Source organism: Atopobiaceae bacterium (genome assembly GCA_022483015.1).
Classification (GTDB): domain Bacteria; phylum Actinomycetota; class Coriobacteriia; order Coriobacteriales; family Atopobiaceae; genus JALCUE01.
The window spans coordinates 1,773,947-1,798,968 of sequence record JAKVOB010000001.1 but is presented as its reverse complement, the minus strand read 5'-3'; the positions used below and the strand labels follow the sequence as shown (position 1 = coordinate 1,798,968).

Annotated in this window: 17 protein-coding genes and 2 tRNA genes; 7 read left to right on the top strand and 12 right to left on the bottom strand. The window is 64.6% G+C overall.

The features are described from left to right. Positions 1–23 precede the first annotated feature (23 nt). A complete protein-coding gene (locus LKE50_07680) occupies positions 24–2,156 on the top strand; it encodes a hypothetical protein (GenBank protein MCH3968472.1) in 2,133 nt (710 codons plus the stop codon). A gap of 3 nt (positions 2,157–2,159) precedes the next feature. On the opposite strand, the gene LKE50_07675 is transcribed toward LKE50_07680, so the two are convergent. After that, positions 2,160–3,617 carry a peptidase C1 gene (locus LKE50_07675; GenBank protein MCH3968471.1) on the bottom strand — a complete coding sequence of 486 codons (1,458 nt, stop codon included), beginning with the start codon at positions 3,615–3,617 and terminating at the stop codon, positions 2,160–2,162. 10 nt (positions 3,618–3,627) lie between these two features. Further along, the gene (locus LKE50_07670; GenBank protein MCH3968470.1) at positions 3,628–4,986 is read right to left on the bottom strand and encodes a C1 family peptidase; all 1,359 of its coding nucleotides are present in this window, start codon (positions 4,984–4,986) and stop codon (positions 3,628–3,630) included. Positions 4,987–5,125: 139 nt separating this feature from the next. Between LKE50_07670 and LKE50_07665 the strand changes: the two genes are divergently transcribed. From LKE50_07665 to LKE50_07655, 3 genes are all read left to right on the top strand, one after another. Then, entirely contained in the window at positions 5,126–6,064 is a 939-nt protein-coding gene (locus LKE50_07665) for a CCA tRNA nucleotidyltransferase (protein ID MCH3968469.1), read from the top strand. Positions 6,065–6,071: 7 nt separating this feature from the next. Then, positions 6,072–6,539 (top strand): hypothetical protein, encoded by a 468-nt coding sequence (locus LKE50_07660; GenBank protein MCH3968468.1) that lies wholly within the window; start codon positions 6,072–6,074, stop codon positions 6,537–6,539. 305 nt (positions 6,540–6,844) lie between these two features. Then, positions 6,845–12,988, top strand: a complete 6,144-nt coding sequence (locus LKE50_07655) for a hypothetical protein (protein MCH3968467.1) — start codon at positions 6,845–6,847, stop codon at positions 12,986–12,988. A gap of 102 nt (positions 12,989–13,090) precedes the next feature. On the opposite strand, the gene pyrE is transcribed toward LKE50_07655, so the two are convergent. The 6 genes from pyrE to LKE50_07625 all read right to left on the bottom strand — a co-directional run bounded on the left by pyrE (position 13,091) and on the right by LKE50_07625 (position 17,711). Further along, complete coding sequence (gene pyrE / locus LKE50_07650) at positions 13,091–13,768, bottom strand: orotate phosphoribosyltransferase (GenBank protein ID MCH3968466.1); 678 nt, start codon at positions 13,766–13,768, stop codon at positions 13,091–13,093. Positions 13,769–13,868: 100 nt separating this feature from the next. Next, positions 13,869–14,540 carry a cytidylate kinase-like family protein gene (locus tag LKE50_07645; protein MCH3968465.1) on the bottom strand — a complete coding sequence of 224 codons (672 nt, stop codon included), beginning with the start codon at positions 14,538–14,540 and terminating at the stop codon, positions 13,869–13,871. A 32-nt stretch (positions 14,541–14,572) separates the two neighbouring features. After that, positions 14,573–15,220 carry an amino acid ABC transporter permease gene (locus LKE50_07640; GenBank protein ID MCH3968464.1) on the bottom strand — a complete coding sequence of 216 codons (648 nt, stop codon included), beginning with the start codon at positions 15,218–15,220 and terminating at the stop codon, positions 14,573–14,575. A gap of 5 nt (positions 15,221–15,225) precedes the next feature. Beyond that, entirely contained in the window at positions 15,226–15,966 is a 741-nt protein-coding gene (locus LKE50_07635) for an amino acid ABC transporter permease (GenBank protein MCH3968463.1), read from the bottom strand. A gap of 81 nt (positions 15,967–16,047) precedes the next feature. Then, positions 16,048–16,917 carry a transporter substrate-binding domain-containing protein gene (locus LKE50_07630; GenBank protein MCH3968462.1) on the bottom strand — a complete coding sequence of 290 codons (870 nt, stop codon included), beginning with the start codon at positions 16,915–16,917 and terminating at the stop codon, positions 16,048–16,050. Between the two features lie 71 nt (positions 16,918–16,988). Then, complete coding sequence (locus LKE50_07625; GenBank protein ID MCH3968461.1) at positions 16,989–17,711, bottom strand: amino acid ABC transporter ATP-binding protein; 723 nt, start codon at positions 17,709–17,711, stop codon at positions 16,989–16,991. A gap of 268 nt (positions 17,712–17,979) precedes the next feature. On the opposite strand from LKE50_07625, the gene LKE50_07620 reads away from it, so the two are divergent. Beyond that, the gene (locus LKE50_07620; protein MCH3968460.1) at positions 17,980–19,659 is read left to right on the top strand and encodes an acetolactate synthase large subunit; all 1,680 of its coding nucleotides are present in this window, start codon (positions 17,980–17,982) and stop codon (positions 19,657–19,659) included. A gap of 113 nt (positions 19,660–19,772) precedes the next feature. Here the strand turns inward: LKE50_07620 and LKE50_07615 are convergent, their stop codons facing one another. From LKE50_07615 to LKE50_07605, 3 genes are all read right to left on the bottom strand, one after another. Then, the gene (locus LKE50_07615) at positions 19,773–20,888 is read right to left on the bottom strand and encodes an Ldh family oxidoreductase (protein MCH3968459.1); all 1,116 of its coding nucleotides are present in this window, start codon (positions 20,886–20,888) and stop codon (positions 19,773–19,775) included. 173 nt (positions 20,889–21,061) lie between these two features. Continuing rightward, a tRNA-Glu gene (locus LKE50_07610) sits at positions 21,062–21,138 on the bottom strand. 16 nt (positions 21,139–21,154) lie between these two features. Next, positions 21,155–21,228: transfer RNA gene (locus LKE50_07605), tRNA-Gln, on the bottom strand. 240 nt (positions 21,229–21,468) lie between these two features. Here LKE50_07605 and LKE50_07600 point away from each other — a divergent pair. Further along, entirely contained in the window at positions 21,469–22,176 is a 708-nt protein-coding gene (locus tag LKE50_07600; GenBank protein ID MCH3968458.1) for a cytidylate kinase-like family protein, read from the top strand. Here LKE50_07600 and LKE50_07595 read toward each other — a convergent pair. Continuing rightward, complete coding sequence (locus LKE50_07595; GenBank protein MCH3968457.1) at positions 22,173–23,537, bottom strand: glutamate-cysteine ligase family protein; 1,365 nt, start codon at positions 23,535–23,537, stop codon at positions 22,173–22,175. The genes LKE50_07600 and LKE50_07595 overlap by 4 nt on opposite strands. A gap of 157 nt (positions 23,538–23,694) precedes the next feature. Between LKE50_07595 and LKE50_07590 the strand changes: the two genes are divergently transcribed. Then, a complete protein-coding gene (locus tag LKE50_07590) occupies positions 23,695–24,990 on the top strand; it encodes a flippase-like domain-containing protein (protein ID MCH3968456.1) in 1,296 nt (431 codons plus the stop codon). Positions 24,991–25,022: the final 32 nt, after the last annotated feature.

The window sequence follows — 25,022 nt, the reverse complement described above, 5'->3', positions numbered from 1 at the left end:
CGAGGGTGATGCAAGGGGGCGGCATGGGGCTCAGGTTCCTGCACGACGGTACGGCACATGGGAAGGGTCCCCAGGGGTTCGGCCGCTTCCTCGCCGTCGCGCTCCTCTGCGTGCTCGTGCTCGAGGTGGGCGTCTTCAACCTCCGTCACTGGACCACGCTCGGGCTCGATGAGGTCGATGACGTTCAGGTGACCTACGGTCCCGGTCTCCAGCAGCAGGAGGACGGCTCCTACGAGGTCACCAACATCGGTACGGCCACCATCACGCTCTCTGGGTTCACGGCTGACGTCCAGAACGTCTATCTCGATATGGACTATGTCGAGGGAACCTCCACGGCCCCCCTCATCATGGACGTCTCGGTGGATGACGGGTCGGGCGACCTCACCGATGCCCCCATAGAGGTCTTCCCGGGGGTGGAGAATTCGAAGTATGTGACCATGAGTCCCTACGCTGGGGCCACCCAGGTCACGTTCGACCTGTCCGATGACCAGGACAGGGGAATCTGCCTCGACATGGGGCAGATGCGGGTCAATGTGACCTACCCGCTCGACATCTCATGGGCGCGCATCGCGGCCATGCTGGGCATCGCCGCCCTCTGCTGGTGCCTGCGACCCCACTCGTCCCTCTGGAGCGCACGCGTCCTCGAGGAACGGCGTCTTCGCCATGTGGTCGAGGCCCTGTGCGTCGGAGGCGCCATGGTCCTCGTCTGCGCCCTCGCGCGCCCCCTGCCCCTCTCGCTTGACCTCTACTCGAGAAGCGCCGGTAACCCGGCCTGGACCTTCGACGACAACCAATACGACTACCTTGCCCGTGCGTTCCTGGACGGCCGGCTCGACCTCGATGCCGATGTCTCCGAACCAGAGTTCCTCTCGTCCATGGCCAATCCGTTCGACCAGGAGACGCGCTCCGACCTCGCGTCCCAGACGGGCGAGGACCTGATTCCGGACTATGCCTGGTATGACGGGCATGTCTACTCATACTTCGGGCCGCTCCCGGCCTTGGCCCTCTTCGTGCCCTTCAAGGTCCTGACCGGATCCGACCTGCCGACCCGATATGCCGTGTTGGCGCTTGCCCTCGTGTTCTGCGTCGCGCTCATGCGCCTGCTCCTGGGCCTGGCGCGCACCTACTTCAAGGAACTGTCGGCGGCCGCCCTCGTGGCGGGATTCCTTGCGTTGGCAGGGGGCAGCGGCCTGCTCTTCCTCGCGTTCACCACGACCACCTACTCGGTCCCCATCCTTGCCTCGCTCGACCTCACGATGTTCGCCCTCGCGGCTTGGCTCAGGGCCAAGCGGACCCCGCGCCCGACCGGGCCCAGCCGGGGGTGGCTCGTGACCGGTTCGGTCCTGATGGCTGCGAACCTGGGGTGCCGTTACACGTTCGTCCTGGCCTGCCTGCTGGCACTTCCCATCTTCTGGGACGAGATCGCCCATGACCGGAGCTTCTTCGCCGCGACCGGGCTTGCGGTCGCCAACACCGCGTGCGTGCTCCTGCCCTTCGTCGTGCTCGCGGTTCCGGTGCTGTGGTACAACGCGGCGCGCTTCTCGTCACCGCTCGACTTCGGCTCCACCTACAACCTCACCAACAATGACCTCACCACGAGGGGTACGGACCTGGCACGGCTTCCCTTCGGCTTCTTCAGCTACCTCTTCCAACCCATCTCCATGGATGGGGTGTTCCCGTACGTGCACCCCGCGTCGAACCTCGCCGACTATGTGGGATACGTCCCGACGGAGACGACCTATGGTGGTCTTCTCTGGTTGAACCCACTGCTCTGGGCACTGGTGGCCTGTCGTGGCATACGCGGGCGCCTCAAGGCGGCGGGCTGCCATGGCCTCGTGGCCCTCATGGTGGTGCTGGGGCTTGCCTTCGTGGCGCTCGACACCGAGATGGGTGGCATCATCCAGCGCTACGAGTCCGACTTCGCCTGGCTCCTCCTGCTGGCCTCCGTGCTCGTGGCATGGGCGCTCCTGGCTGAGGCAGAGGCGCGACCAGGGCTCCCTGGGGGGCTCTTGGTCGCGCTGAGGACCGCCGTGGCCGCTGCGGCCCTGGTGGGGGTGGCCCTGAACCTCCTGGTCCAGTTCGATCCCAGCCTCTCGCAGAACCTCTATTGGAATCAGCAGTACTTCTACTTCACCGTGCGGTCCTGGTTCGTGTAAGGGTTACGAGCGCAGTCCCATGGCGAGCGCCAGCACGCTCCAGGGGTCCTGGAGCTCGAGTGGTGCCTTGTCCCAGGCCTCGAGGACGTCATCGGGGACGAACCTGCGCTCCACGACGACACCTCCGCCATAGAGGCGGTACCAGTCGGCGGCCATCACGAGGTAGCCGTCCTTGCAGGAGTCCTTGCCCCAGCTGTTCTCGACGCGCCAGGCATGGGGCCTCCCGTCGGAGGCAAGCTCGACGCCCTGGAAGGTCATGGCGTGGGTCATGCAGCTCTCGTGGAGGTCGTACATCGTGGCCTTCTCCATGTCGAGGGGCACCCCGAAGAGGCCCTCGAGGTCCATGCCGTCCAAGGCGAGCGTCCCCGGGTAGTCCTCGAGGGAACGTCCCAGGTTCTTGCCAACATCGCAGGCCATGTAACAGGGAACTCCTGCCTCGAGCGAGGCCACGGCCGCTCCCTCGAGGACGTCCATGGGTTGGTTGAGCATGCGGAGCGGCGCACCTCCCACGACCGTGTCCTCATAGCGGATGCCGAAGGCGTGGCCGAAGGGACGGTCCTGGCCGGGCACCGAGACGAGGACCACGTAGTCGTCCGGGTCGAAGCCCACGTAGCGCTCGCGGTACTGTCGGGGCGTGATCCCGGCATCGCGAAGCACGTGGCGAGGCTTCGCGTCCTTGTCGTCGGCGTCCGGCGCGGGCAGTATGTCCGTGACGAGCCCCTCGGGCACGTCGGCATGGGGGCCGACCGCACATTCGAGGTCAAACGTCACGGGCGGCTCCCCCAGGCAGATGCAGAGCATCCGGTGCACGTCGCCCATCATCGACCGGCGCGCGGCGTCGAGCTCGTCTGTGCTGGCACCGTCTGCGGCCTTGCTGCGCAGGTCTGCGGCGTCGCGCCTGAGCAGACGGTCCAGCTGGAGGTTCATCTCGCGGGAGTTCCTGGAGCAGGCGGTCTCGGGCATGACGTCCTTGGGGACCAAGCCCCACTTGGCGATGAGGTTGGCCGCGAAGCGGAAGAGGCCGCCATCGGGGGCAGGCTCGTCCATGATGAGCGACACCGTGCGGTCGTCGGCGGGAAGGCCCGCCGTGTCGATCACGTTCGCCAGGAACGAGTTGGCCTTCTCGAGCTTGTCATAGAACATGCCGTAGGCCTGCGAGAACTCGAGGTCCTCGACGTCGAGCCTCCTCATGGCGGCTGCGCGGGCCACGTTGAGCGTCGCGAACATCCAGCACCGGCCCGACTGGCGCTGGTTGGTGACGGTCGAGGCGGTCTTGAGCGAGACCCCGTAGGTGTCGTGATACGAGCGCAGGACACGTGGGTCGCGCGCCGCCGCGGCGACGTCCATGGAGGTCACGGCATTGCGGGCGACTCGGTTGGCACGCTCGTCGGCAAACGACGCGTCGAGCTGGTGCGCCCAGGCGGTGCCGAGGGCGCCCTGCCGGTCGGTCGAGGTATCCATGGCCCGCCTCCTAACGGAGCCCGGCGAGCGAGCCCATGGGGTCCCAGGGCGCGAGGACGCGAGGCTCCTCGGTATCGTAGGTGCGGCGCTCGTCGTCAGTGAGGAACCTGCGGTCCACCACGACCTGGTAGACGTACTCGTCGAACCAGGCATCCGAGAGCGTGTCGAACCCGTTGCGACCGTGGTCCTTGCCCCAGCTGTTCTCGACCTTCCAGAGGGTCGGCTCGCCTGCCTCGTCGAGGTCCACGCCCTCGAGCACCATGGCGTGCGTCATCGCTGACTCGCCGTAGTCGAGGCGCTCCGCGCGGGTGAGGCAGCCCTCCACGGGGAAGCCCATGAGCCCGTCCACGTCGAGTGCCGCCGTGTCCATGATGCCCTCGTCCTTGAGGTAGCTCTGCGAGACGTCGCAGCCGAACCAGACGGGCAGACCGCTCTGGAGCTGGGCGATGGCCGCGCGCTTGAGCTTCGCGACCTCGAGGTTGAGATAACGTACGCCGCCAGCCTCGACGACGTTGCCCAGGCGGTCCACGGTGTAGGTGTGGCCGAAGGGCTTGTCCGACGTGGGGGCCGAGATGAGGCTCACATAGTCGTCGACGTCCATGTCGACGACCTCGTCGAAGAAGCGCTGAGGCGTGTAGGTGCCGGTGAGGGCGAGCTTGCCGTCCTTGTCGCGAATGCGGACCGAGAAGGACTCGGGCGGCTCGCCCAGGCAGGTCGCGAGCAGGTGGTAGACGTCACCCATCATCTCCTGGCGCATGCCTTCCAGGTCCGCGTCATCCCCGTCCGCCTCGTGTGCCTCGCGGAGCCTGCGCGCGCATCCGCGCAGGTAGCGGGTGAGGTAACGGTCGAGGTCGGCGGTGTTCCTCGAGCAGGCCGACTCGGGCATGGCCTCCTTGGGCACCACGCCGTACTTCTTGACGAGCGCACGGAACATGTCCCACTGGCCGCCATCTCCGACGGGGCTCTCGAGCAGGTACGAGACGAGACGTCCGTCGAGCGGCTCGTCCACGGTGTCGATGGCGTTGCCGAGGAACCAGTTGGACTTCTCGAGCTTGTCCCAGAAGAGGGGGTAGGCCTGCGAGAGCTCGAAGGTCTTGAGGCCGAGACGGTCGATGACGCGGAAGCGCATGGTGTTCAGGCTCGCGAACATCCAACAGCGGCCCGAGCGCTCCTGGTCGCAGCGGTCGCCCTGATGCACCTCGACGTCGAAGCCGAGCGCGTTGGCACCCACGGCCTCGGGCACGCGGCTCACGGCGCGCAGCCCCTGGGCCGTCACGGCATTCCTGGCGATGGCGTTGGCACGGTCGTCGGCGAAGTCGGCGCGTGCCGCCGCAAGGTCGTCGGGTGTGATTGCGTGGTTCTCGTTCATGTGATGCTCCTCGTGGGACGTCCGTCCCGGGTCATGGCCGCAGGGCGGCCCCTCGTCCTTATCCGTAGGAGACGATAGCACGCCCGCGGTATACTTCGGGAGGTTGATGAATCATATAGGTCACGTCGCGAGGGGTCCCATGGCGCAGGTCGCAACAGAGCTCGTCGTGCCCGACTACGGCCTGGTCGTGCTCGGTGCCCTGGAGTCCGCGGGTTTCGAGGCCTGGGTCGTGGGGGGCTGGGTGCGCGACGCCCTCATGGGCAGGCCATCGCATGACGTGGACGTGTGCACCTCGGCCCATTGGCAGGACACGGAGTCGGTGCTCGAGGGCGCAGGCATCGAGGTCCACGAGACGGGCACGGCCCATGGGACCGTGACTGCCGTCGTGGGGGGTCGTCCCGTCGAGGTCACGACCTATCGTGTGGAGGGGTCCTACTCTGACCTGCGCCACCCCGACTCGGTCACCTTCGTGAGCGACGTGCGCGAGGACCTGGCCCGTCGTGACCTCACGATCAACGCGATGGCCTTCCACCCCGAGCGAGGCCTTCTCGACCCCTTCGGCGGGCGGGAGGACATCGAGCGTCGGCTCGTGCGCGCGGTGGGCGACCCGGGCGAGCGGCTGGCCGAGGATGCCCTGAGGGTGCTGCGAGCGGTGCGCTTCGCCTGCCGCCTCGAGTTCGACGTCGAGCCTGCCACCCAGGCGGCGCTCGAGATTGCCGCTCCCGAGCTCGCGCATGTGGCGCGTGAGCGGGTGGGCGCGGAGCTCGACGGGCTCCTCTCCTCGGGTCGTGGGGGATGGGCCCTCACGCGTGAGACGGACGTCATGGCGGCTGCCATCCCGGCGCTGGGGGCCCTGGCGGGCTTCGACCAACGGAGCCCCTACCACTGCTACGACGTCCTCGTGCATACGGCTCACGTGATGGACGCGACCGAGGCGCTCACCTGCGGTGCGGCCTCGAAGCGGCTGCGCTGGGCTGCCATGCTCCATGACATCGGCAAGCCGAGGTGCTTCTCGGTGGGGTCGAACGGCCAGGGCCACTTCTTCGGCCACCCTGCCAAGGGGGCCCGCATGGCCTGACGCCATCATGCGTGACCTCGCGATTCCCCTCGAGGTCACGCGTCCTGCGGTGGCGCTCGTGCGCCTGCACGACCGACCCATGAGGGCCACGCGCACGTCCTGCCTCAAGATGCTCGCCGACCTCGAACGCCGTGTGCCCGGACAAGCCCCGCAGCTGGCACACGAGCTCATCATCATCAAGCGCGCGGACGCCCTGGCGAAGGCGGCGCCGTACCGCGGGTATGCCTTCGAGCTCGAGGCCGTGGCGCAGAGGCTCGACGAGACGCTTGCCGAGGGTGCCTGCTATCGCGTGGGCGACCTGGCCATCGACGGTTCCGACGTCATGGCAGCGCTCGACATCGTCCCTGGCCCCAAGGTGGGGGAGTCCCTGCATGACCTGCTGGATGCCGTCATCGAGGGCAAGGTCGAGAACGAGCGCGAGGCGCTCCTGGCCTTCCTCTGCGAGAAGGACGACGGAGCCGACGTCTCGCGGTGACGTCCATCTTCCCTGCCCCATGCGGCATACGGTGAGCAGCCGTCGGTACTGATATGCTCTTTGGAATCCTACGTCCCAAGACGTTTGAACGTCTGACCTCGCGTTACTCATAGCAGGGCGATATTCCTATGCCAGCTCTCCCTTGTGGTTTGGGGGATAGGGTCGATTGGTGGCGAAAACACACGTCAATGTTGGCATTCAAGAAGAGTAAAGTATCATTCAAAGAGCCTGAAGGAGACGTTCCGACCGCTTCGCGACGTTGATCGTTCCGTGGCCACGTCGGACCCAGAGGTCTGGAGCTTGCCATGCGACGAGTCCCGTTTGCCCATGTCCCTGCACTGGCCATGTTCGTCCTGGGGCTTGCCTTGGTGCTGGCGTGCCCATGTGAGGCCAAGGCAATCGATGTCGCGCGTGTGGGCGGCACCACCTACTCGAGCTACAAGGATGCGTGGGCTGCCGTATCCTCAGGTGGCACGGTCGAGCTCCTGGCTGACTGGGACACCGCTGGCTGCCTTGAGGTCCCTGGCGGTTCCGAGGTCACCATCGAGCTCGATGGGCATATGATCGACCGAGGTCTGGCCGGCATGAGCTCCTCGGCGAGTTCGAGGTCCGGTGGCGTCATATCCGTGGGTGATGGTGCCACGCTCAAGGTCAATGGCGGCGATGCGACGTCTCCCCATGCGGGATACCTCATGGGCAACGGCGTCTGGCACCCAGGCATCGCCTCGAATCCCGTGACCATCTCCGGTGGTCTCATAGCGGGTGGCTACCGCTCTAACGGGGCAGGCGGCATCCAGATGGGGAAGGCTGCGAGCGTCGAGCTCAATGGCGTCACCGTCTGCGGGAACATGAGCGATGACTACTGGCCCTCGGGCGGGTACGGAGGTGGTATCGAGGTCGATGGGGCCTCCGGGAGGTTGAAGCTCGTCTCCAGCCACATCTCCTATAACTATGCCGACCTGGATGGTGGCGGCCTCTACCTCAACAAGTCAGGTGCAGAGGTCTCCATGGACGATACCTCCTCGATCGACCACAACCATGCGGCTGGCTGCGGGGGCGGGGTCTATTCCGATGCTTCCAGCATCGTCCTCAAGGGCGGTTCCGTCTGTGACAACTCCTCCACGTCCGACGGCGGCGGCATCTATGTCAACCATAAGCAGACCTGTGTGACCGGAACGACCATCGCTCGGAACACCTCGGGTGCCTACGGCGGTGGAATCTTCATCGATGCCGGCGGCGGTGCGACGGTGGATGCCTGTGGCATCACGGGCAACTCCGCCTCGCAAGGCGGTGGCATCTATGACAACGGGACGGGCAACACCCTCAGCGGCTGCACGATCACAGGCAACCATGCCTCCGATGACTACGGGGGTGGTGTGTATGTCTCGTCCGTGGACAACATCTCGATCTCGGGCAAGATGGAGGTGAGCGGGAACACCGCGGCGGGTGACAAGCATGCCAACGACCTCCATCTGGGTGCCAACGCACAGCGGGCCTACATCAGCTCCGTGCCTGATGTCACCTCACACATCGGAATCTATTCCACCCTCGGGGACGGGGGCGTCCTCAGCAAGGAAGGCACGCACTATACGAGGGCGTTCTTCTCGGATGTGGATGGTTGGTACGTCGACTGGGTGGATGCCGCCGCCGGAGGCAGCAGGGAGCTCCTCTGGAAGAAGGGCCCGGCTTCGGGTGAGCCTGGCACCATCACGGTGAGCCCGGCCATCTCCCAGACGGGCAAGGACTACAACGGATCACCCCTTGTCAAGGGTACGTTCTCGTTCCCGTCAAACTCCGACAGCGTCACTGATCTGAGCTCGGTGTTCTATTACTCCGATGGCCTCTTTGCCGCTGATGCCAAGACCTATGACGTCCATCTTGCCACCATGTCCATGGACCTCGCCATGAGTGCGTTCGGCACGAACGCCGGAAACGACACGGGTGACTATTCCAACAGGTTCACCCATGTGAGGCAGCTGCTCGCCGATATCGGGTGCGATGATGCCAAGACCTACATCAGTGACACCTACACCACCAAGCCTACGACCGACACCATCGGCGTGGCCATCTCCCAGAAGCAGATCTCGGTCAATGGCGGAGACTACACCTTGGTGCCCATCGCCATCCGTGGTGCCAACTACGAGAGCGAGTGGGCCAGCAACGTGACCGTCGGGACGTCGGGCGAGGAGGCGGGCTTCGCGAGTGCGGCAGACCAGGTCACAGACCAGGTGGAGGCCTATATCAAGGGTGACCCGGCGCTTCTCGAGCGAGCCAGGAGCGGGAAGGTGAAGTTCTGGGTGGTCGGCTATTCCAGGGCGGGCGCGACGGCCAACCTCACCTCGAAGCGTCTGGTCGATGGCATCCACATCTATGACGATGCGGATGAGGTCTATACGGGCAACCAGGTCTATGGCTACTGCTTCGAGGACCCACAGGGCGGCGTCTCCTCTGCCGAGGTCCCCGGCTACGATTACAGCTGCATTCATAACCTCATCAACAAGAGCGACATCGTACCGCTGGTGGCCATGAGCCAGATGGGCTTCAAGCGCTATGGCGTGGACCACTACGTCCCAGGTGATGCGGCGGGGTCAGCCACCGGCACATACGCAGGCAACACCTTTGACAACACGGCGGCGAAGGTCAGCTATGTCGGTGGGTCCGCGTACCTGACGCAACGCCCAAAGATGCTCGCACAGCTCACGGCCGTCGACCACGGCTTCCAGTTCGATGACTACTTCAACTATGCGACGATCAACTACCTCGGGTCTACCTTCCACGTCTGGGACATGGTCACCGCGATCAGCGGCAAGACCGGCCTGACCGAGGACTATGAGGAAAGCCTCATGGAGAGGCTGCAGGCCTGGAGCTTCGGCGGGGATGCGACGTCGTATCGGAACACCTATGCGACCAGGAAGTGCACCCTGTGTGGGAGCGACGAGACCCTGCAGACCGCGGTCAGCCACCTGGCGGCGCTGTACTTCTCGCTGTCCCCCTCGCAGGTCTCTGGCATCGGGACCGCCATGAGCTGTGCCATGGTCAACGTCGAAGAGACGAAGCTCTACTTCGACGTCGTCGGGAAATGGCAGAAGTTATCGGTGGGCGAGAAGGAGAAGTGGATCAACGACCTCTGGGCCATCTTCATACAGCCGACGGACGAGAGCAGCAGGAAGAACGGGTCGTACATCCCCTCGGTTTCCGACTACCTCACGGACTACGAGCTGACGTGCCTCAAGAGGGACTGGCCGGTCATCGCCGACTGGCTCCTCACGTTCGTCTCAGAGGACTACGAGTGCGGAGACGCCCTCGGCACGGGTCGCGGCCAGGTATACCTGGGCTCGCTGCTCTATAACTCGACCACCATCACGCAGGGTCACAACTATGAGGTGAACCTCTCGTGGCTGAGGAGCTACGACGACTTCTATGCCGATGACACTACGGCGGTCACGGTCGACACGTCGGGCGTCACGGTCACCGCCCCCACCGCCAGCCTGGCTGAGGGTCCCATCACGGGCGACGATCCGCTGGCGCTGGGTTCTACCAACGTCGGTGGCTCCATCTACTACCGGGTCCGCATGCAGGCCGCGGGCCATGACGTCACGAGCGAGTGGAAGCTCTATCGCGACCCGATCCCTCTTCCGATGTATGGCTCACGGGACACGACCTATACGGTCGAGACCTATGCCATGGCCTATGGCAAGAGGAGCCCGACGGCGTCGTTCACCTATACGCTTGGCAAGAGGACGCTGACGTGCGTGGTCGCCAGGGAGCTCGACTTCAGGTATACGCAGATCATCGATACGCGGGTACGTGAGGCTGAGACGGTGACGCTCGATCCCAAGACGCTCGTTGGTGCGCTCTGCGTTGGCTGGAAGGCGCAGCGGTGGGTCGATGGCTCCTGGGTCGACGTGACCGAGGAGCTTCTTGGTGCCCAGGCATCCCAGGCCTTTGCGACCTTCAGCATGCCTGACTACGACGTCACTCTCAAAGCTCAGTACGTGAGGGACGTCGCCTTGGCGGAGGTGGCGATCGAGGCCCCCAAGGTCGTCGACGACAAGGTGGAGCTGCCTTCGACGGCGGAGTGGGCCCTGTCCGGCTCGGACGGTTACATGAGCGCCAACTGGTCCGTGGCCCCGATGGAAGAGGGCCTCTTCCAGTATACGGATGGGGACGCCGTGCCGGTCACGTGGACGAAGGGGGCCAGTGACGGCACAAGCACCCCCTATACGGCAAGCTTGACGTTCTTCCCCGACCCATCCGAGCACTTCTCGAAGGATCTGCCACCCTTCCTCGTCTTCGACCCGGCGGGCGTGAGAGTCACCATCAACAAGGATACCAAGGGCGCCGCCACGGTCGTCCCCAATTCGGATGGAAGCCTGACCATCACGAAGACCTTCGACGTCACCGACCCCGTGACGCCTCCGACCACCCATGTCATCACGGTCACGTGCCAGGACATGCTCACGCCGGATGCTACCGAGACGCATACGTTCACCTATGCCGCTGGCGCTGCGGTGAGTCTCACCGCCCCCTCGTTCGTTGACGAATCCTTCGTCAAGTGGAAGGCGGACGGAACATACGTCACCGATGGGAACGCCTCCGATTCCACGATCGAGCTCACGATGCCAGACACGGACGTCGAGCTCACGGCTGACTTCATCCCGGTCGTGAGCGAGATCGACCTGACCGTCGACGCACCCGTGCCTGGCCAGGGCCTGGCCACGGCAGTCACGAGCTGCACGGCCAAGGTGTCGGGCGACCATCAGATCGACCCGAGGAGTCTGTCGCTTTCCTGGTCGCCGGCAGACCAGTCGACCGACTATGACTCGACCTATACCGCGACGGTCGGACTGAGCGAGACCGGGCTTGAGCAGTATGGCTCCAAGTTCGTGCTTGCCAACGATGCAAAGCTGACGCTGAACGGGACGACCCTCTCCTCGGGTTCGGTCACCCAAGATACAGATGGGAACCTCAAGCTCACCTATGTCTTCCCAAGGACGGCTGACCCCGACCTCGTGAGCGTCACGAATCCCGATGCGGTGAGTGGCATCGCCAGTGGCACGAGTGCGGATGATGTCATGGCGCAGCTGCCCTCGCTCGTGGCCATCGAGACGACCGCGGGCACGACCGTCGCAGAGGTCACATGGGAGAGCGTGGAGGGCTATGACCCGTCTGCTGCAGACGAGCAGACGGGAACCGCACATGGGGTCATCACGCTGCCTGATGGCGTGGGAAACGCACACGACGTCCCGTTGGATGTGACCTGTGCCTTCGAGGTCGAAGCCATGTCCTACGACCTCACGAATGTCACGGATCCCGATGACATCACCGACCAGGAGAACGGCGTCGACCTCGGGAGTCTCTCCCTGCCGACGACGGTGGATATTACCTGTGATCCCTCGGGACCCACCAAGGCAGACGTCGTCTGGGACCTCGACTCCTCGGAATATGACCCCACGAGTACCGATGGGCAGATCATCCTGCTCCAGGGGCGGCTCGTACTTCCGGACCACGTCACGGCCACCGACCCGGACCTGCTCGATGTGTTCGAGGTCGTCACGGTGAAGGCCAAGGAGCTCGCGCCCCTCACGCTCGACACGGGAACCGAGGATGCCGCACTGCTGAGGCAGCAGGTGAGTGGTTCGGGATTCGAGCCCAAGACCTTCGACTTCACGATCGAGCCGGTCGATGACGCACCCTTGACCACAGGGGACTCGGCACGGTTCACGTCCTCCGCGTCGGGCACAGGGGTCATCGGCTTCGGGTCGCTCACCTTCACCCATACGGGCACCTTCTACTACATCGTGCACCAGACGACCGAGTCTGCCGGGCCATGGACGTGCGACAGCGTCGAGAAGACGGTCACCATCAAGGTGACCTCCCAGGACGGCTCGCTCCTGGCCACCATCACGCCGGCCGTCGTCACTGATGTGTACGCGCAGTCTCCCACCACACCCACGACACCTACGACGCCCACCACGCCTACGACGCCGACCACGCCCACCACGCCCACCACGCCTACGACGCCGACCACGCCCACCACGCCTACCACGCCGACCACGCCGACCACGCCGACCACGCCGACCACGCCTATGACGCCTACGACGCCTACGACGCCCACCACGCCCACCACGCCCACCACGCCCACCACGCCCACCACGCCCACCACGCCCACGACCTCTGAGTCTCCCATGACGGCAGGGTCACCCGAGACGTCTGTGACGCCGACGCTACCGACGTCGTCCACGACGGTAGGGGCTCCTGAGTCGTCCGAGGCATCCGTCCCGGCCACGGAGGTCGTCGGCGGATCCAGCGGAAGCGCCTCTCGTGATGCCGTCGTGGCGACGTCAGATGCCACGACTCCGATGACGACGATTGCCCTGGTCGTCATGGCCGGGCTGTCATGCATCGTCGCTTGGGGGCTCCTCCGCCGTACTACGAGGTCGCACTAGGAAGATGCCCCTGCCCACGTCGATACGCGGGTGGGGCATCTTGGAAATGGCTTGTCGAATGCCTGCGCCCTAGCGCGCCGACACGCCGCGCGTGTGCCGTGGTTACCGGGCCCCGTACTGCTCGTAGTAGGCGTCGAGGGCTGCGTCCAGGGCGTCGTCGATGACGACCTCGCCGGCGCACTCCCTGTTGGTGAGACGTGCACGTACCTCGTCCATGGTCACGATGGCCGCGGTGGGGAAGCCGTAGCGCTCGTTGATCTCGTCGAGGGCGCAGGCATCGCCGTGGAGGCCGCGCTCCTGGCGGTTGAGCGAGACCATGAGGCCGCAGACCGTGACGTCGCCTTGGGCCTGGATGATGGGGTAGGTCTCCTCGATCGACTTGCCGCTCGTGGTGACGTCCTCCACCATGACCACGCGGTCGCCGTCGGCAAGCGGGCTTCCCAGCAGGATGCCCTTGTCGCCGTGGTCCTTGGCCTCCTTGCGGTTGGAGCAGTAGCGCGCCTCCTTGCCGTAGAGCTCGTTCAAGCCCATGCAGGTCACGACCGAGAGGGGGATGCCCTTGTAGGCGGGGCCGAAGACGACGTCGAAGTCGAGCCCGAAGGTGTCGTGGATTGCACGGGCGTAGGCGAGGCCAAGCCGGTGGAGCTCGTCTCCGGTCACGTAGGCTCCGGCGTTCATGAAGAAGGGGGACCTGCGCCCGCTCTTGAGCGTGAACTCGCCGAACTTGAGCACGTGGCTCTGGACCATGAACTCGATGAACTCCTGCTTGTAGTCTTCCACGGGGTCTCCTTAGGGCCGGAAGCTGCACATCGCGCTCGATTATACGATGCCGGGCACAACGGGACCGTCGGGGGACGGCGTGTGGGGGGCGTGCCATGGCCTAGGAGGTGGTACCAGGCCTCTTGGCACATGCCACTTTCTGCCGGAAGGCGCAGGCTATGATGGCGACGCAGCCTTCGCGCCCGAAGGCCGAGCGGTCCACCACGAGGTGTTTGCCATCGTGATAGTGCCAGGCCCCTGCAGAGTAGCGTTTGTAGAACTCCTCGCGCGACCTCTGCATATGGCGAACGAGCTTTGCGCCCTTCTTCTTCGAGAGATGCCGCTTGGCACGCACGATGCGTACGCGCTCGTCGAAGGGCGCCGTCACGAGGACGTTCAGCAGGTTGGGGTTGTCGCGCAGGATGTAGTCTGAGAGACGACCCTCGATGATGCAGGCCTGCGTGGAACCGAGATCAAGGATTATCTGCCTCATGGCGCCAAAGAGCTCGTCAGAGGTGGTGTGAGGGTCATAGCGGTCGGGAAGGAATGCCGCCATCTCCCCCGAGGACTGCTCGTCGTAGGCTGCCACCTGGCCTTCCGTCATTCCGACGCGTCGAGCGGCGCGTACTACCAGCTCGTTGTCATACAGAGGGATACCCAGCTCGAGCGAGAGGAGCTTGCCGATCTCGTGGCCCTCGGCCCCGAAGTCGCGGGTGATGGTGATGATGACGGGCTGGTCTCCCACGAGGGCGGGGTCGGTGAGGTTGAGGTGGTGTGTGGCGGTGTCGGGCATATGGGGGTCCTCCTCCTGAGCTCTCGTTCGTGTCAGGCCGCGACGCGGTGCTTCTGGTAGGCTCGCACGGCAAGCGAGATGCCGAAGTTCAGAGCGAAGTACAGTGCCAGCACGAGCCCATAGAGGGAGAGGGTCTGTGCCAAGGTGGTCGACTGTGCCATGACGACCTTTGCGCTGTACATGCATTCGGCCACGTTGATGCCGGCGAGGAAGGAGCTGTCCTTCACCACGGTGGTGCACTGGCTGAAGAGGGCTGGGACGACGGCACTGAAGGCCTGCGGCAGGATGATGAGGCGCATTGAGCTCGCGAAGCCGAAGCCCTGCGAGCGCGCACCTTCGAACTGGCTTGTGGGGATGGAGTTGAAGCCTCCTCGGATGATCTCGGCCATGACGGCGGAGGTGAAGATCGTGAAGGCGAGCACCGAAATCACGATGTCATTGCCCTTCACCGTGAAGTAGATGAAGAGTATCCACAGGAGGTTCGGCGTGCAACGGAAGAGCTCGATATAGGCCGAGACCAACCACGAGACCCAACGGAGCCTACCCGTGCAGTAGGTCTTGGCCAAGGCCAGAACGCACCCGAAGACGATGGAGAGGATGACGGCGAAGAACGAGATGACGATGGTCCTCCCGAAGCCGGTCAGGATGAACATGACGTTCGCGCTGGTGAAGAGATTCATCTTGATCAGGCCTCCTCGGCGGTCGTGGCAACGGGTGCCGCCTTTGCCTGAGGGAGCCGCTTCGATTTCTTCTCGAGATACTGTACGAGAAGCGCCAGCGGGAAGCAGATGAGGAAGTACATGCCACAGCAGACGATGTAACCCTGGAGGTATCCGTAGGTCGAGACGAAGTTGTCGGCCCGGTACATCAGATCGCCGCCAGCGATGAGTGCCAGCACGGAGGTGTTCTTGACGAGGTTCAGCGCCTGGTTGCAGAGCGGAGGTAGGATGACCTTCATGGTCTGGGGAAGTATCACATAGGCATAGGCCTGTATGCGTGAGAACCCCTGTGACTCGGCGGCCTCCGGCTGCCCCTTGGGGACCGACTCGATGCCCGTGCGGATGACCTCGGACACGTAGGCCGCGTGATAGAGGCCGACGCCGAGGTATCCCAGGACGAAGGGGGCGATGCGGACGGGCGATGCCGAGGCGGTCAGGGCCTGGAGCACCTGCGGTCCCACGGTGTACATGAAGAACACCTGCACCACAAGTGGTGTGTTCTGGTAGAACTCCACGTACACGCGGCTGATGCCCCGCAGGATGCGCGAGCGCGTGGTCGAGAAGACGCCAAGCATCATCCCCAGCAGGAGCGAGAGCGCGAGCCCCGCGAGGACGACCTGCACGGTGAAGGCGAAGCCAGCCCAGAAATCATCGAGGTTGTCCAAGGTCACCGACCAGCGCAGGGGGTCAAGCAGTCCGTCGAGCATGGCGCATCCTTTCTTGTCGGGCATGATGGGCATGGACTCCCCACGAGGCCAGGTGTCCTGACCTCGTGGGCGCCGAGCGGGTTACAGGAGGTTCCAGGACGAGATCATCTCGTCGAGCTTGCCGGAGCTCTTGAGGTCATCCACGACCTCGTTCACGGTCGAGGAGAAGTCGCAGTCCTTCTTGGTTGCGATGCCGTACTGCTGCGTGCCGAACTTGATGTCGGGACAGAGGAGCTCTGTGGTGTCGTCGATATAGCCGCCAAGGATGGAGCGGTCGACCGAGAACACGTCGATGTTTCCGGCGTCGAGAGCTGACTTGATGGAGGTGTAGTCGGCGAACTCCTGGAAGGTCGGCGTGGCAGAGATGCTCTGTTCGGTGAGCATCTTGGTCACGGCGTCCTTGGTGGTCGATCCCTGCGAGACGCCGATGATCTTGCCGTCAAGGTCGGAGAGCTGACTCATGGACCCCTTCTTGATGAGGAGGCCGATGGAGTCCTCCCGGTAGGGGTCAGAGAAGTCCCAGGACTGCTTGCGCTCGTCGGTGATGGTGTAGGTGGCGGCGATCATGTCGAGCTGCCCATTGTCGATGAGAGGTCCACGGGTCTTGGGAGTGACGTCGGTGAAGGCGCAGAGGCCCTTCTCCTTGGCCTCGTCGGCCGTACCGCCGAAGACCTTGGCCGCAACCTCGTAGGAGAGGTCAATCTCGAGGCCCTTGTAGGTGTTGGTGGCGGGGTCGAGGTAGCCATAGCCGGGCACATCCTTCTTGACGCCCACGTTCAAGACGCCGCGACTTTTGATGGTGTCCAGGACCGAGTCGGTGGAGGTGGTCGCCGCTGCTGTGGTAGAGTCTCCGCTCGAACTGCAGCCTACGAGCCCAAGCCCGAACATGGCCGAGGCCATGCCGGCAAGCCCTAGGAACTGGCGACGCGAGAGGTCCTGTGAGCTATGCATAGTGCATCCTTTCGTCGGGTTACCCAGAATGGGACTGGCCGCTTCTTGGCCAGGTGATGCCGTGTCTGTGCCTAGTGGAGGATCTTGCTCAGGAAGTCCTGGCAGCGTGGGTTCTCGGGGTTCTCGAAGAAGTGCTCCGGCGTTCCCTGCTCAAGGACCTGCCCGTCGTCCATGAAGATCACGCGGTCTGCCACCTGACGGGCGAAGCCCATCTCGTGCGTGACGCACATCATCGTGATGTTCTCCTGGGCGAGCTCGATCATGACGTCGAGGACCTCCTGGACCATCTCGGGGTCCAGCGCGCTCGTGGGCTCGTCGAACAAGATGATGGGCTGCTTGGTGCAGAGGGCTCGTGCTATGGCCACGCGCTGCTGCTGGCCGCCGGAGAGCTTCTGTGGGTACTCGTCGGCCTTCTGCTCGAGGCCGACGCGCCTGAGGTTCGCCATCGCCACCTCGGTCGCTTCCTGCCTGCTCTTCCTCTGGAGTTTGATGGGCGCCAGGGTGAGGTTGCCGAGGACGGTCATGTTGGGGTAGAGGTTGAACTGCTGGAAGACCATGGACGAGTAGGTGCGTGCCATCTCGAGGTGGTTCTTGTGGGTCACCAGCTTGCCATCGATTGTGACCGTGCCTGTCGTGGGCTCCTCGAGGAAGTCGACGCAGCGGATGAGGGTCGACTTGCCCGAGCCCGAGGGCCCGATGATGACGAGCTTCTCTCCGGGCGCGACCGAGAGGTTGATGTCCTTCAGGACGTGGACGTCCCCGAAGTACTTGTTGAGGCCTTCGATCTCGATCATGTTCGCCATCGTGTCCCCTCTGCTCGTCTGTGGCCCTGGCATGGCCAGCACCTTCTGTGGACGAGCACACTGTATGGTTGGAATCTTTTCAGGAGAGTTACCAAACCGACTGTAAACGGAGAGGTTCGGAGCCCGTCACGTGTACGAAACGAGCTGGTGCAGGTTTGCGGCGCTTCGTGTGGAGGGAGGCTTCCTGTCGGCGTGCTCCTGCCGTCCCTGTCATATAACCGTTCAGGTGGCACACGCGGAGAGGGAGGGCATCGCTCATATGGGAGACGTCACGACGACAGGCTCTGACATCATGGTGCGGAGGCGGTCGACGGCCGAGGTCATGGTCGCCTCGCTGAAGGCGGAGGGGGTGGATGTGGTCTTCGGCATCCCCGGGGAGGAGAACCTCGACCTCATGTTCGCGCTCCGCGACGCGGGCATCCGATTCATCGCGACCCGTCACGAGCAGGGCGCGGCCTTCATGGCCGATGTCTACGGTCGACTCACGGGACATGCCGGTGTGTGCCTCTCGACCCTCGGGCCCGGAGCCACGAACCTCGTGACGGGTGTGGCCGACGCGTTCCTCGACGGGGTGCCGCTCGTTGCCATCACGGGGCAAGTCTCGACGGAGCGCATGCAGCTCACGAGCCATCAGTACCTTGACCTTACGGCGATGTTCGCCCCCATCACCAAGCGTTCGAAGATCGTGATGCGCCCCGATACCGTGGCAGAGATCGTGCGCATCGCCTTCAAGCATGCCGAGGGAGGCCGACCCGGCTCGACGCACATCGACCTTCCGACCAACATCGCGCACATGCCGTGTGACGCCACGCCCCTGCTGAAGCAGCCCTCGCAGACGGTCTACGCCGACCCGGCAAGCGTGGCTGCGGCGGCCAGGCTCATCTCGGAAGCGCGCTATCCTGTCATCCTCGCGGGCGCGGGTGCAGTCCGTGCGAACGCCTCGGATGCCATCACGTCCATGGCCGAGCGCCTGCACATCCCCGTGGTGAACACGATGATGGCCAAGGGCATCATCTCGTGCGAGTCCCCCTACAGCATGGGCACGGTGGGCATCCCACAGCGAGACTACGTGATCCAGGCCTTCGATGATGCGGACCTGGTCATAGGCGTCGGCTACGACATCGTGGAGTGCTCGCCTAAGAAGTGGGGAACGACACCCCTCACCATCATCGACATCGCCGACGTCCAGGCCGACGTCAATCAGTACTACGAGCCTGATGTCGAGGTCACCGGTGACATCTCGGACAGCATCTACCAGATCCTCCGTGCTGCCCGTCGCGTCGACGAGCCCACGGCGGCTCTCGAGGTCGCACGGCGGGTCCGCGACGACTTCACCCATCTGGCGGACTCCGATGCCTTCCCCATGAAACCGGCGCGGATCCTCAAGGACGTTCGCTCCGTCATGGGCAGGGATGACATCCTCGTCTCGGACGTCGGGGCCAACAAGATCTGGGTCGGTCGTGACTACCCCTGCTATGAGCCCAAGACCTGTCTCGTCTCTAACGGGTTCGCCTCCATGGGCTTTGCCGTGCCTGGGGCCTTCGCCGCCAAGCTCGTACATCCCGAGCGACGGGTGCTCGCCGTCACGGGGGATGGCGGGTTCATGATGAACTCGCAAGAGCTGGAGTGCGCCGTGCGTGAGCACGTTCCCTTCGTGACCCTCATCTGGGAGGACAAGCACTACGGGCTCATCAAGTGGAAGGAAGAGGAGCAGTTCGGTGACACCTTCGGCGTGGCGTTCACCAACCCCGACTTCAAGGCCTATGCGGAGTCCATGCACTGCAAGGGATACCGCGTGAGCGCGGCAGCCGAACTTGTGCCTACGCTCGAGGCAGCCTTCTCCCAGGAGGTGCCGAGTGTCGTGGTGGTCGAGGTCGACTACGCGGAGAACATGGCCCTCTCGAAGCGGCTCGCTGCCTTCTACTCGGATCATGAGTAGGGGAGCTGGCACGCCCACGTCGACCCACGCCGACTGAAAGGAAGAGACGCCGAGAGGAACGGTTCCTCTCGGCGTCTCATACGTAAGGACGATGTATGCGCGTGGTCTTGTGGCTATGCCTCGAACGGGAAGGTGTAGGGCAGGTCGTACATGTCGCGCACGGCGATGAAGTCCTGCTGCACGCCGTCGCCCATGGGCACACCCTTGTCCTTGCGGACCTGCCAGACGTCCCATTCCTTCTCCCCGGCCGTCCAGATGCGGTCGTGGCCGGGCGCCTTCTTGGAGGCGCGGAGCTCGCGGCAGATCTCTCCGGCCGTGTGCCTGAAGGTGTCGAGTCCCATGAAGGCCTCGGGGTCGATGGCCATGAAGAAGTGGCCCAGGTGGTAGGGGCGGGACGAGCCGTCGGGGTTCTTGTTGGTGAGGTCCTTCATGAAGAGGCCGCCGGCGAGTGCCGACGAGAGGATCTCCACCACTGCGGCCCAGCCATAGCCCTTGTAGCCGGCGAGCTCGTCTCCGATGCCGCCCACAGGAGCGAGCGCGGCGCGGCCCTCGGTCAGGGCCTTCAGGATCTCGGCGCTGTCGGTCATGGCCTCGCCGTCCTCCGAGACCACGGTGCCGGCAGGGGTCGGCTTGCCCTCGCGTGCGTAGTACTCGATGCGGCCGCGCTGGACGATGGAGGTGGCGCAGTCGATGCAGAAGGGGAAGTCCTCGTCGGTCGGCATCGCGAAGGTGAGCGGGTTGGTGCCCATCATGTTCTCGACGCCGAAGGTGGGGGCGATCGAGGAGCGGGCGTTGGTGCCCGTGAAGCCGATGAGGCCCTGCTTGCTTGCCATCGTGGCCCAGTAGCCGGCGATGCCGTAGTGGGACGAGTTGGTGACGGTCGCCATGGCGAGGCCGCACTCCTTGGCCTTCTCGATGGCGCTCGTCATGGCCTTGTGGGAGGCGACCATGCCCATGCCGTCATGGGCATCGGCCACCAGGGTGGTCGGCGTCTCCTTCAGGACCTCGTAGTCGGTGACGGGGTTCAGGATGCCGGCGTTGATGCGGTCGATGTAGATGGGCTTGAAGCGGTTGGTACCGTGGCTCTCGATGCCACGGCGGTCGCTCTCCATGAGGACGTCCGCGCAGATCTTTGCGTCGTCCTCGGGGATGCCTGCTGCCTTGAACGCGTCGACCATGAAGCTGCCGACCAGGTCCCAGCTGACGTATGGCCTTGTCTCCTCGTCCATGTGCTCCTCCTCGCGTCGGGTACACCATCACAACGATGGGGTTTCTACCCGGTTTGTGGGGGAGCATGTGCGCTGGGTGACCCTCATCCGTGGATGGCATACGACACCATCTGGGCTGGCCTGCATTCGGGACAAAAAAGCGGACCCCGGTCTCCCGAGGTCCGCGTATCATGTGGTAGCCCGTACCAGATTCGAACTGGTGATCTCCGCCTTGAGAGGGCGGCGTCCTAAACCGCTAGACGAACGGGCCGTATGCCTGCAGGACTTGGCTGGGATGGAGGGAGTCGAACCCCCATTGACGGAACCAGAATCCGCTGTCCTGCCATTAGACGACATCCCAATGGGTTGCAGTCCTGCGCGTGCGCGCGAGAAAACACTTTACGCGAGAGCGCTCCCTTTGGCAAGTCTCAAGCGCGATATTCTCAAATCAGATCCTGGCGAAGCGACTGGGGGACCTCCGTCGGCGTGTCGTCGCCCCCGATGCCACCCGATGCGACCGTCCACCGAGATGCCCGTATGAGGTTGGTCGCTCCTGCGTAGGATGCATGTGAGGCTCATTCGTCGGGATAGGGGAGGAACCATGGCTGGCAAGCATCACGGCAAGAAGGGTGAGCACGCATCACAGACGGTCGTCACGGGAGACCAGCCCGTCGTCATCACCATCACCCGCGACTTCGGGGCCGAGGGCCACGAGATCGGCAAGCTCCTCTCGCTCGAGCTCGGGATACCCCTCTATGACAACGAGCTGCTCGTGCGCGTGGCCGACCGCGAGGGCATGGTCATGGACGAGGTCGCGGCCTATGACGAACGTCTCTCCACCGAGATGAGCCTGTTCCTCCCGGACCGCGTGGACGCGCGGACGACGGGGAACCGCCTCTTCAAGGCGGTTCGGCAGGTCATATTGGACCTCGGATCGACCCGGAGCTGCATCATCGAAGGCCGGCTCTCGGACTATATCCTGCGCGACAACCCCAACTTGCTGAGCGTCCTCGTGACGGCCCCGCTCGACGACCGGGTGAGGACCGTGGGCGACAAGCGCAACATCTCCCGCAAGAAGGCCGAGAAGCTCGTCAGGGAGATGCAGAAGTCGCGCGAGGAGTTCTATCGGCGCTACTCGGACGGCAAGTGGCTCTTCCATGACGGGAAGGACCTCGTGGTGGATCGCTCCGCCTTCGGACGCGAGGGATGCTGCGAGCTCATCGCCTGTGCCTATCGGCTCAAGGTGACCGATGCCGCGGAAGCGCTCGATGCCGCAACGTCCGGGGACCCGTCACACCACGAGGGCTAGCGCAGCAGGTCCCTGGGGACCATGCGCTTGGCCCATATGTCGGTGAGGCCCTTCAGGAGGTCCCTCTCGGCCTCGTCCATGAGGCCCGTCTCGGCCAGGCAGGCAAGCCTACGCGTGAGGGTGACCATGGGGATGCCATAGACGCAGGCATCCCAACCCCGTTCCTGGAGGTGGGCCCAGGCCTGGTCTACGCGGGCCGTGGTCATCTCGTCCATGCGCAGCGTCTGCTCGGCACAGAACAGCGAGCGGTCGTCGTAGAAGAGGCCCTTCACGAAGGCGGTGAGCCCGGCAGCCAGCCTGGGGTCCAGGGAGTCGGCCGGTCGGATCTCGCAGAATCCCTTGAGCCGTGCGTCGGGGAAGACCATCGACATGAGGTGTGCCAGCTCGGAGGGAGCCAGGTCGCGTCGTCCCATGAGGTCGCGCTCCGTCTCTCCTCTGGTCGATGCGGTCGTGCCTGACGTGGTGGTCATGAGGATGGGGCGGACGCCCTCGAGCCATCGCTCATAGGACTCGACCGAGAAGTCCCTGTCGAAGGTCCCAGGCACGGTCCCGCAACGCTCGCCGTCGACGTCGGCCCAGATGCGCGAACGTACCATGCGCGGCGTGTCCGACCCTCGGGCTCCCCGCCAGGCCGTGGTGTTGTCACAGAGGAACGAGACCACCGGGCCCAAGGCGGTCGCAAGCCTGAAGGTGCGCAGGGCATCAGCCTCGTCCGCGAAGTCCACCGAGACCTGGGTGGAGGCGCTCGTGCGCATCATGTCGCGCCCATAGGCGCCCGAATGCGCGAACCATGCGTCCATGAGCTCGTAGCGACGCTTGGGGATGAGCGGCAGGTCGAGCGGGCCGAGCACGGTGGGGTTCACACCCTGGGCCACGAGCTCCCACGAGACGCCCATCTGGCAGGTGATCTGGTCGAACCGCGCATCGAAGGCCTCGATGGCCCCAAGCAGGTCGCAGACGCTCGACGAGGGCCCGACGGAGGCCTCCAGCTGTGCGGCCGGCTCAAGCGAGATCGAGATGCCCACCGCCTGGTGTCCTACGTCGACCGAGCCTGCGTAGCCCATGAGCGACCCGTCTATCACGACTGCCTCGCCCACCGCGAAGTCACCTGCCCAGGCGGCGAGTAGGTCACGGACCCCCGGGGCTTCGCCTTCCCCCTCGTAGCCCACGGTGCGGCCTGTCGCCCGGTCGATCACGAAGCGCTCGAGCTCGAGCCCGAGCATGCGGCACCTCCTCGGTGAGGCCGCCCTTCCGGAGCCGCGAAGGCGGTCGAGCAGGGCCTCCCTGTTGCGGGCCAAGGTCGCCTCGTCCAGTAACGTGTCGCTCACGGTGCTCTCGGTCGTTCCGACCGTGGATGCCATCGAATCGTCCCCTCTCGTGTCCGAGCACTTATACCCCAAGTTCACAACTGCTACCTATATGGTTACAGCGCCGCGTCGCATGCGGGCACATGGGCTGGTGGGGGTATCATCGTGGGGACGGTACGCGGGCGAGCGGCCCTGAGGAGCGAGGAGCGGCATGGCGGGATCGACCGAGGACGCTGACGGCGGGCAGGTAAGGTTCGGGGCGAAGTTCATCCTCGTGGTCATAGCTGGCTACGTGGCGTTCCTAGCCGTCACGGGGCAGATGGGCGAGTTCGTCGATGCCCTTGCCAGCGTCGACCTCGGCTGGGTCATCGGGGCCTTCGTGATGTACGCGCTCTCGTTCTGCTGCGGGGTGAGCGCCTATGTGGTGGCCGTCTGGCTCGACCCCGACTCGCCGTGCGGCATTCGCGACCTCATGAGCGTGGAGGCCTCCGGTGTCTTCTTCGGTAACCTCACGCCGCTGGCGGCGGGGTCCGTCCCGGCCCAGATCTTCCGCCTCACGCGTGCCGGCCTCGACGTCGGCGAGGCCACGGTCACCCAGATCACGCGCTTCGCCATCTACCAGGCAGGCGAGGTGGCCTTCTCGGCGCTCATGCTCCTGCTCAAGCTCCCGTTCTTCCTCGAGACCTACGGCGACATCGTGCTTCTCTGCCTGCTCATCTTCCTTCTCCACCTGCTGCAGCTCCTGGCCCTCTTCTTCGTCTGCATGAGGCCCAAGCTCGTCATGCGCTTCGGCAACTGGGCCATAGGTTGGGTGGCACGGCGGGGCTGGTTCAGGAAGGCCGACTACTCGAAGGCCTATGACCTCGTGAACGTCGAGGTCAAGGAGGTTTCGGACGCCTTCGCGCGCGTGAGCGGGCGTGGACCTCGTATCGCCTACACCGGTCTCATCACCTTGGGACAGCTGACGTTCCTCTACAGCATCCCGTGGTTCGTCCTCAACGCCTTCGGGATCCAGGCTGACTTCCTCTCGTGCCTCGCCGCGACGTCCATGGTGCAGCTCATCGCGAGTGCGGTACCGCTCCCGGGCGGCACGGGAGGCGCCGAAGGAGGATTCGCCCTCTTCTTCGGGCCGCTCATGGGAGGGCTCACCACGGCTGGCTTCCTGGTGTGGCGTGTGCTGTCATACTTCCTGCCCACGGGCGTCTCGGCGCTGTTCCTCTCGATCCGGTCGAACCGTGACGAGAGCATCTACCAGCGTTGGAACAAGGTTCGCTACAGCGGGCGCAGGCGCGAGGCCACCCAGGGCGTCCGCACGGTCGGCAGGTCGGCCACACGCACCGCGCGCAACGCAGGCAGCTCGGCCAAGGGCGTGGTCAAGGCGGTCACGACCACCACAGCCGACGTCGCCCACTTCACGCGTGACGAGCACGAGATCAAGCGGGGCGAGCGGGACAGCCGTCAGCGTCGCTGGCAGGCCAAGAGGGCGGACAAGCGCCGTCCCAGGTAGGGACGACGCCTGTCGTGTGGAGGTTCCTCTCG

Excerpts from the sequence above, each read along its gene's own strand:
- LKE50_07645 (MCH3968465.1), bottom strand. The coding sequence starts at position 14,540 with ATGCCCGACACCGCCACACACCACCTCAACCTCACCGACCCCGCCCTC.
- LKE50_07590 (MCH3968456.1), top strand. The coding sequence starts at position 23,695 with ATGGCGGGATCGACCGAGGACGCTGACGGCGGGCAGGTAAGGTTCGGG.
- LKE50_07655 (MCH3968467.1), top strand. The coding sequence starts at position 6,845 with ATGCGACGAGTCCCGTTTGCCCATGTCCCTGCACTGGCCATGTTCGTC.
- LKE50_07595 (MCH3968457.1), bottom strand. The coding sequence starts at position 23,537 with ATGGCATCCACGGTCGGAACGACCGAGAGCACCGTGAGCGACACGTTA.
- LKE50_07630 (MCH3968462.1), bottom strand. The coding sequence starts at position 16,917 with ATGCATAGCTCACAGGACCTCTCGCGTCGCCAGTTCCTAGGGCTTGCC.
- LKE50_07665 (MCH3968469.1), top strand. The coding sequence starts at position 5,126 with ATGGCGCAGGTCGCAACAGAGCTCGTCGTGCCCGACTACGGCCTGGTC.
- LKE50_07625 (MCH3968461.1), bottom strand. The coding sequence starts at position 17,711 with ATGATCGAGATCGAAGGCCTCAACAAGTACTTCGGGGACGTCCACGTC.
- LKE50_07680 (MCH3968472.1), top strand. The coding sequence starts at position 24 with ATGGGGCTCAGGTTCCTGCACGACGGTACGGCACATGGGAAGGGTCCC.
- LKE50_07635 (MCH3968463.1), bottom strand. The coding sequence starts at position 15,966 with ATGCTCGACGGACTGCTTGACCCCCTGCGCTGGTCGGTGACCTTGGAC.
- LKE50_07640 (MCH3968464.1), bottom strand. The coding sequence starts at position 15,220 with ATGAATCTCTTCACCAGCGCGAACGTCATGTTCATCCTGACCGGCTTC.
- LKE50_07660 (MCH3968468.1), top strand. The coding sequence starts at position 6,072 with ATGCGTGACCTCGCGATTCCCCTCGAGGTCACGCGTCCTGCGGTGGCG.
- LKE50_07670 (MCH3968470.1), bottom strand. The coding sequence starts at position 4,986 with ATGAACGAGAACCACGCAATCACACCCGACGACCTTGCGGCGGCACGC.
- LKE50_07615 (MCH3968459.1), bottom strand. The coding sequence starts at position 20,888 with ATGGACGAGGAGACAAGGCCATACGTCAGCTGGGACCTGGTCGGCAGC.
- LKE50_07600 (MCH3968458.1), top strand. The coding sequence starts at position 21,469 with ATGGCTGGCAAGCATCACGGCAAGAAGGGTGAGCACGCATCACAGACG.
- LKE50_07620 (MCH3968460.1), top strand. The coding sequence starts at position 17,980 with ATGGGAGACGTCACGACGACAGGCTCTGACATCATGGTGCGGAGGCGG.
- LKE50_07675 (MCH3968471.1), bottom strand. The coding sequence starts at position 3,617 with ATGGATACCTCGACCGACCGGCAGGGCGCCCTCGGCACCGCCTGGGCG.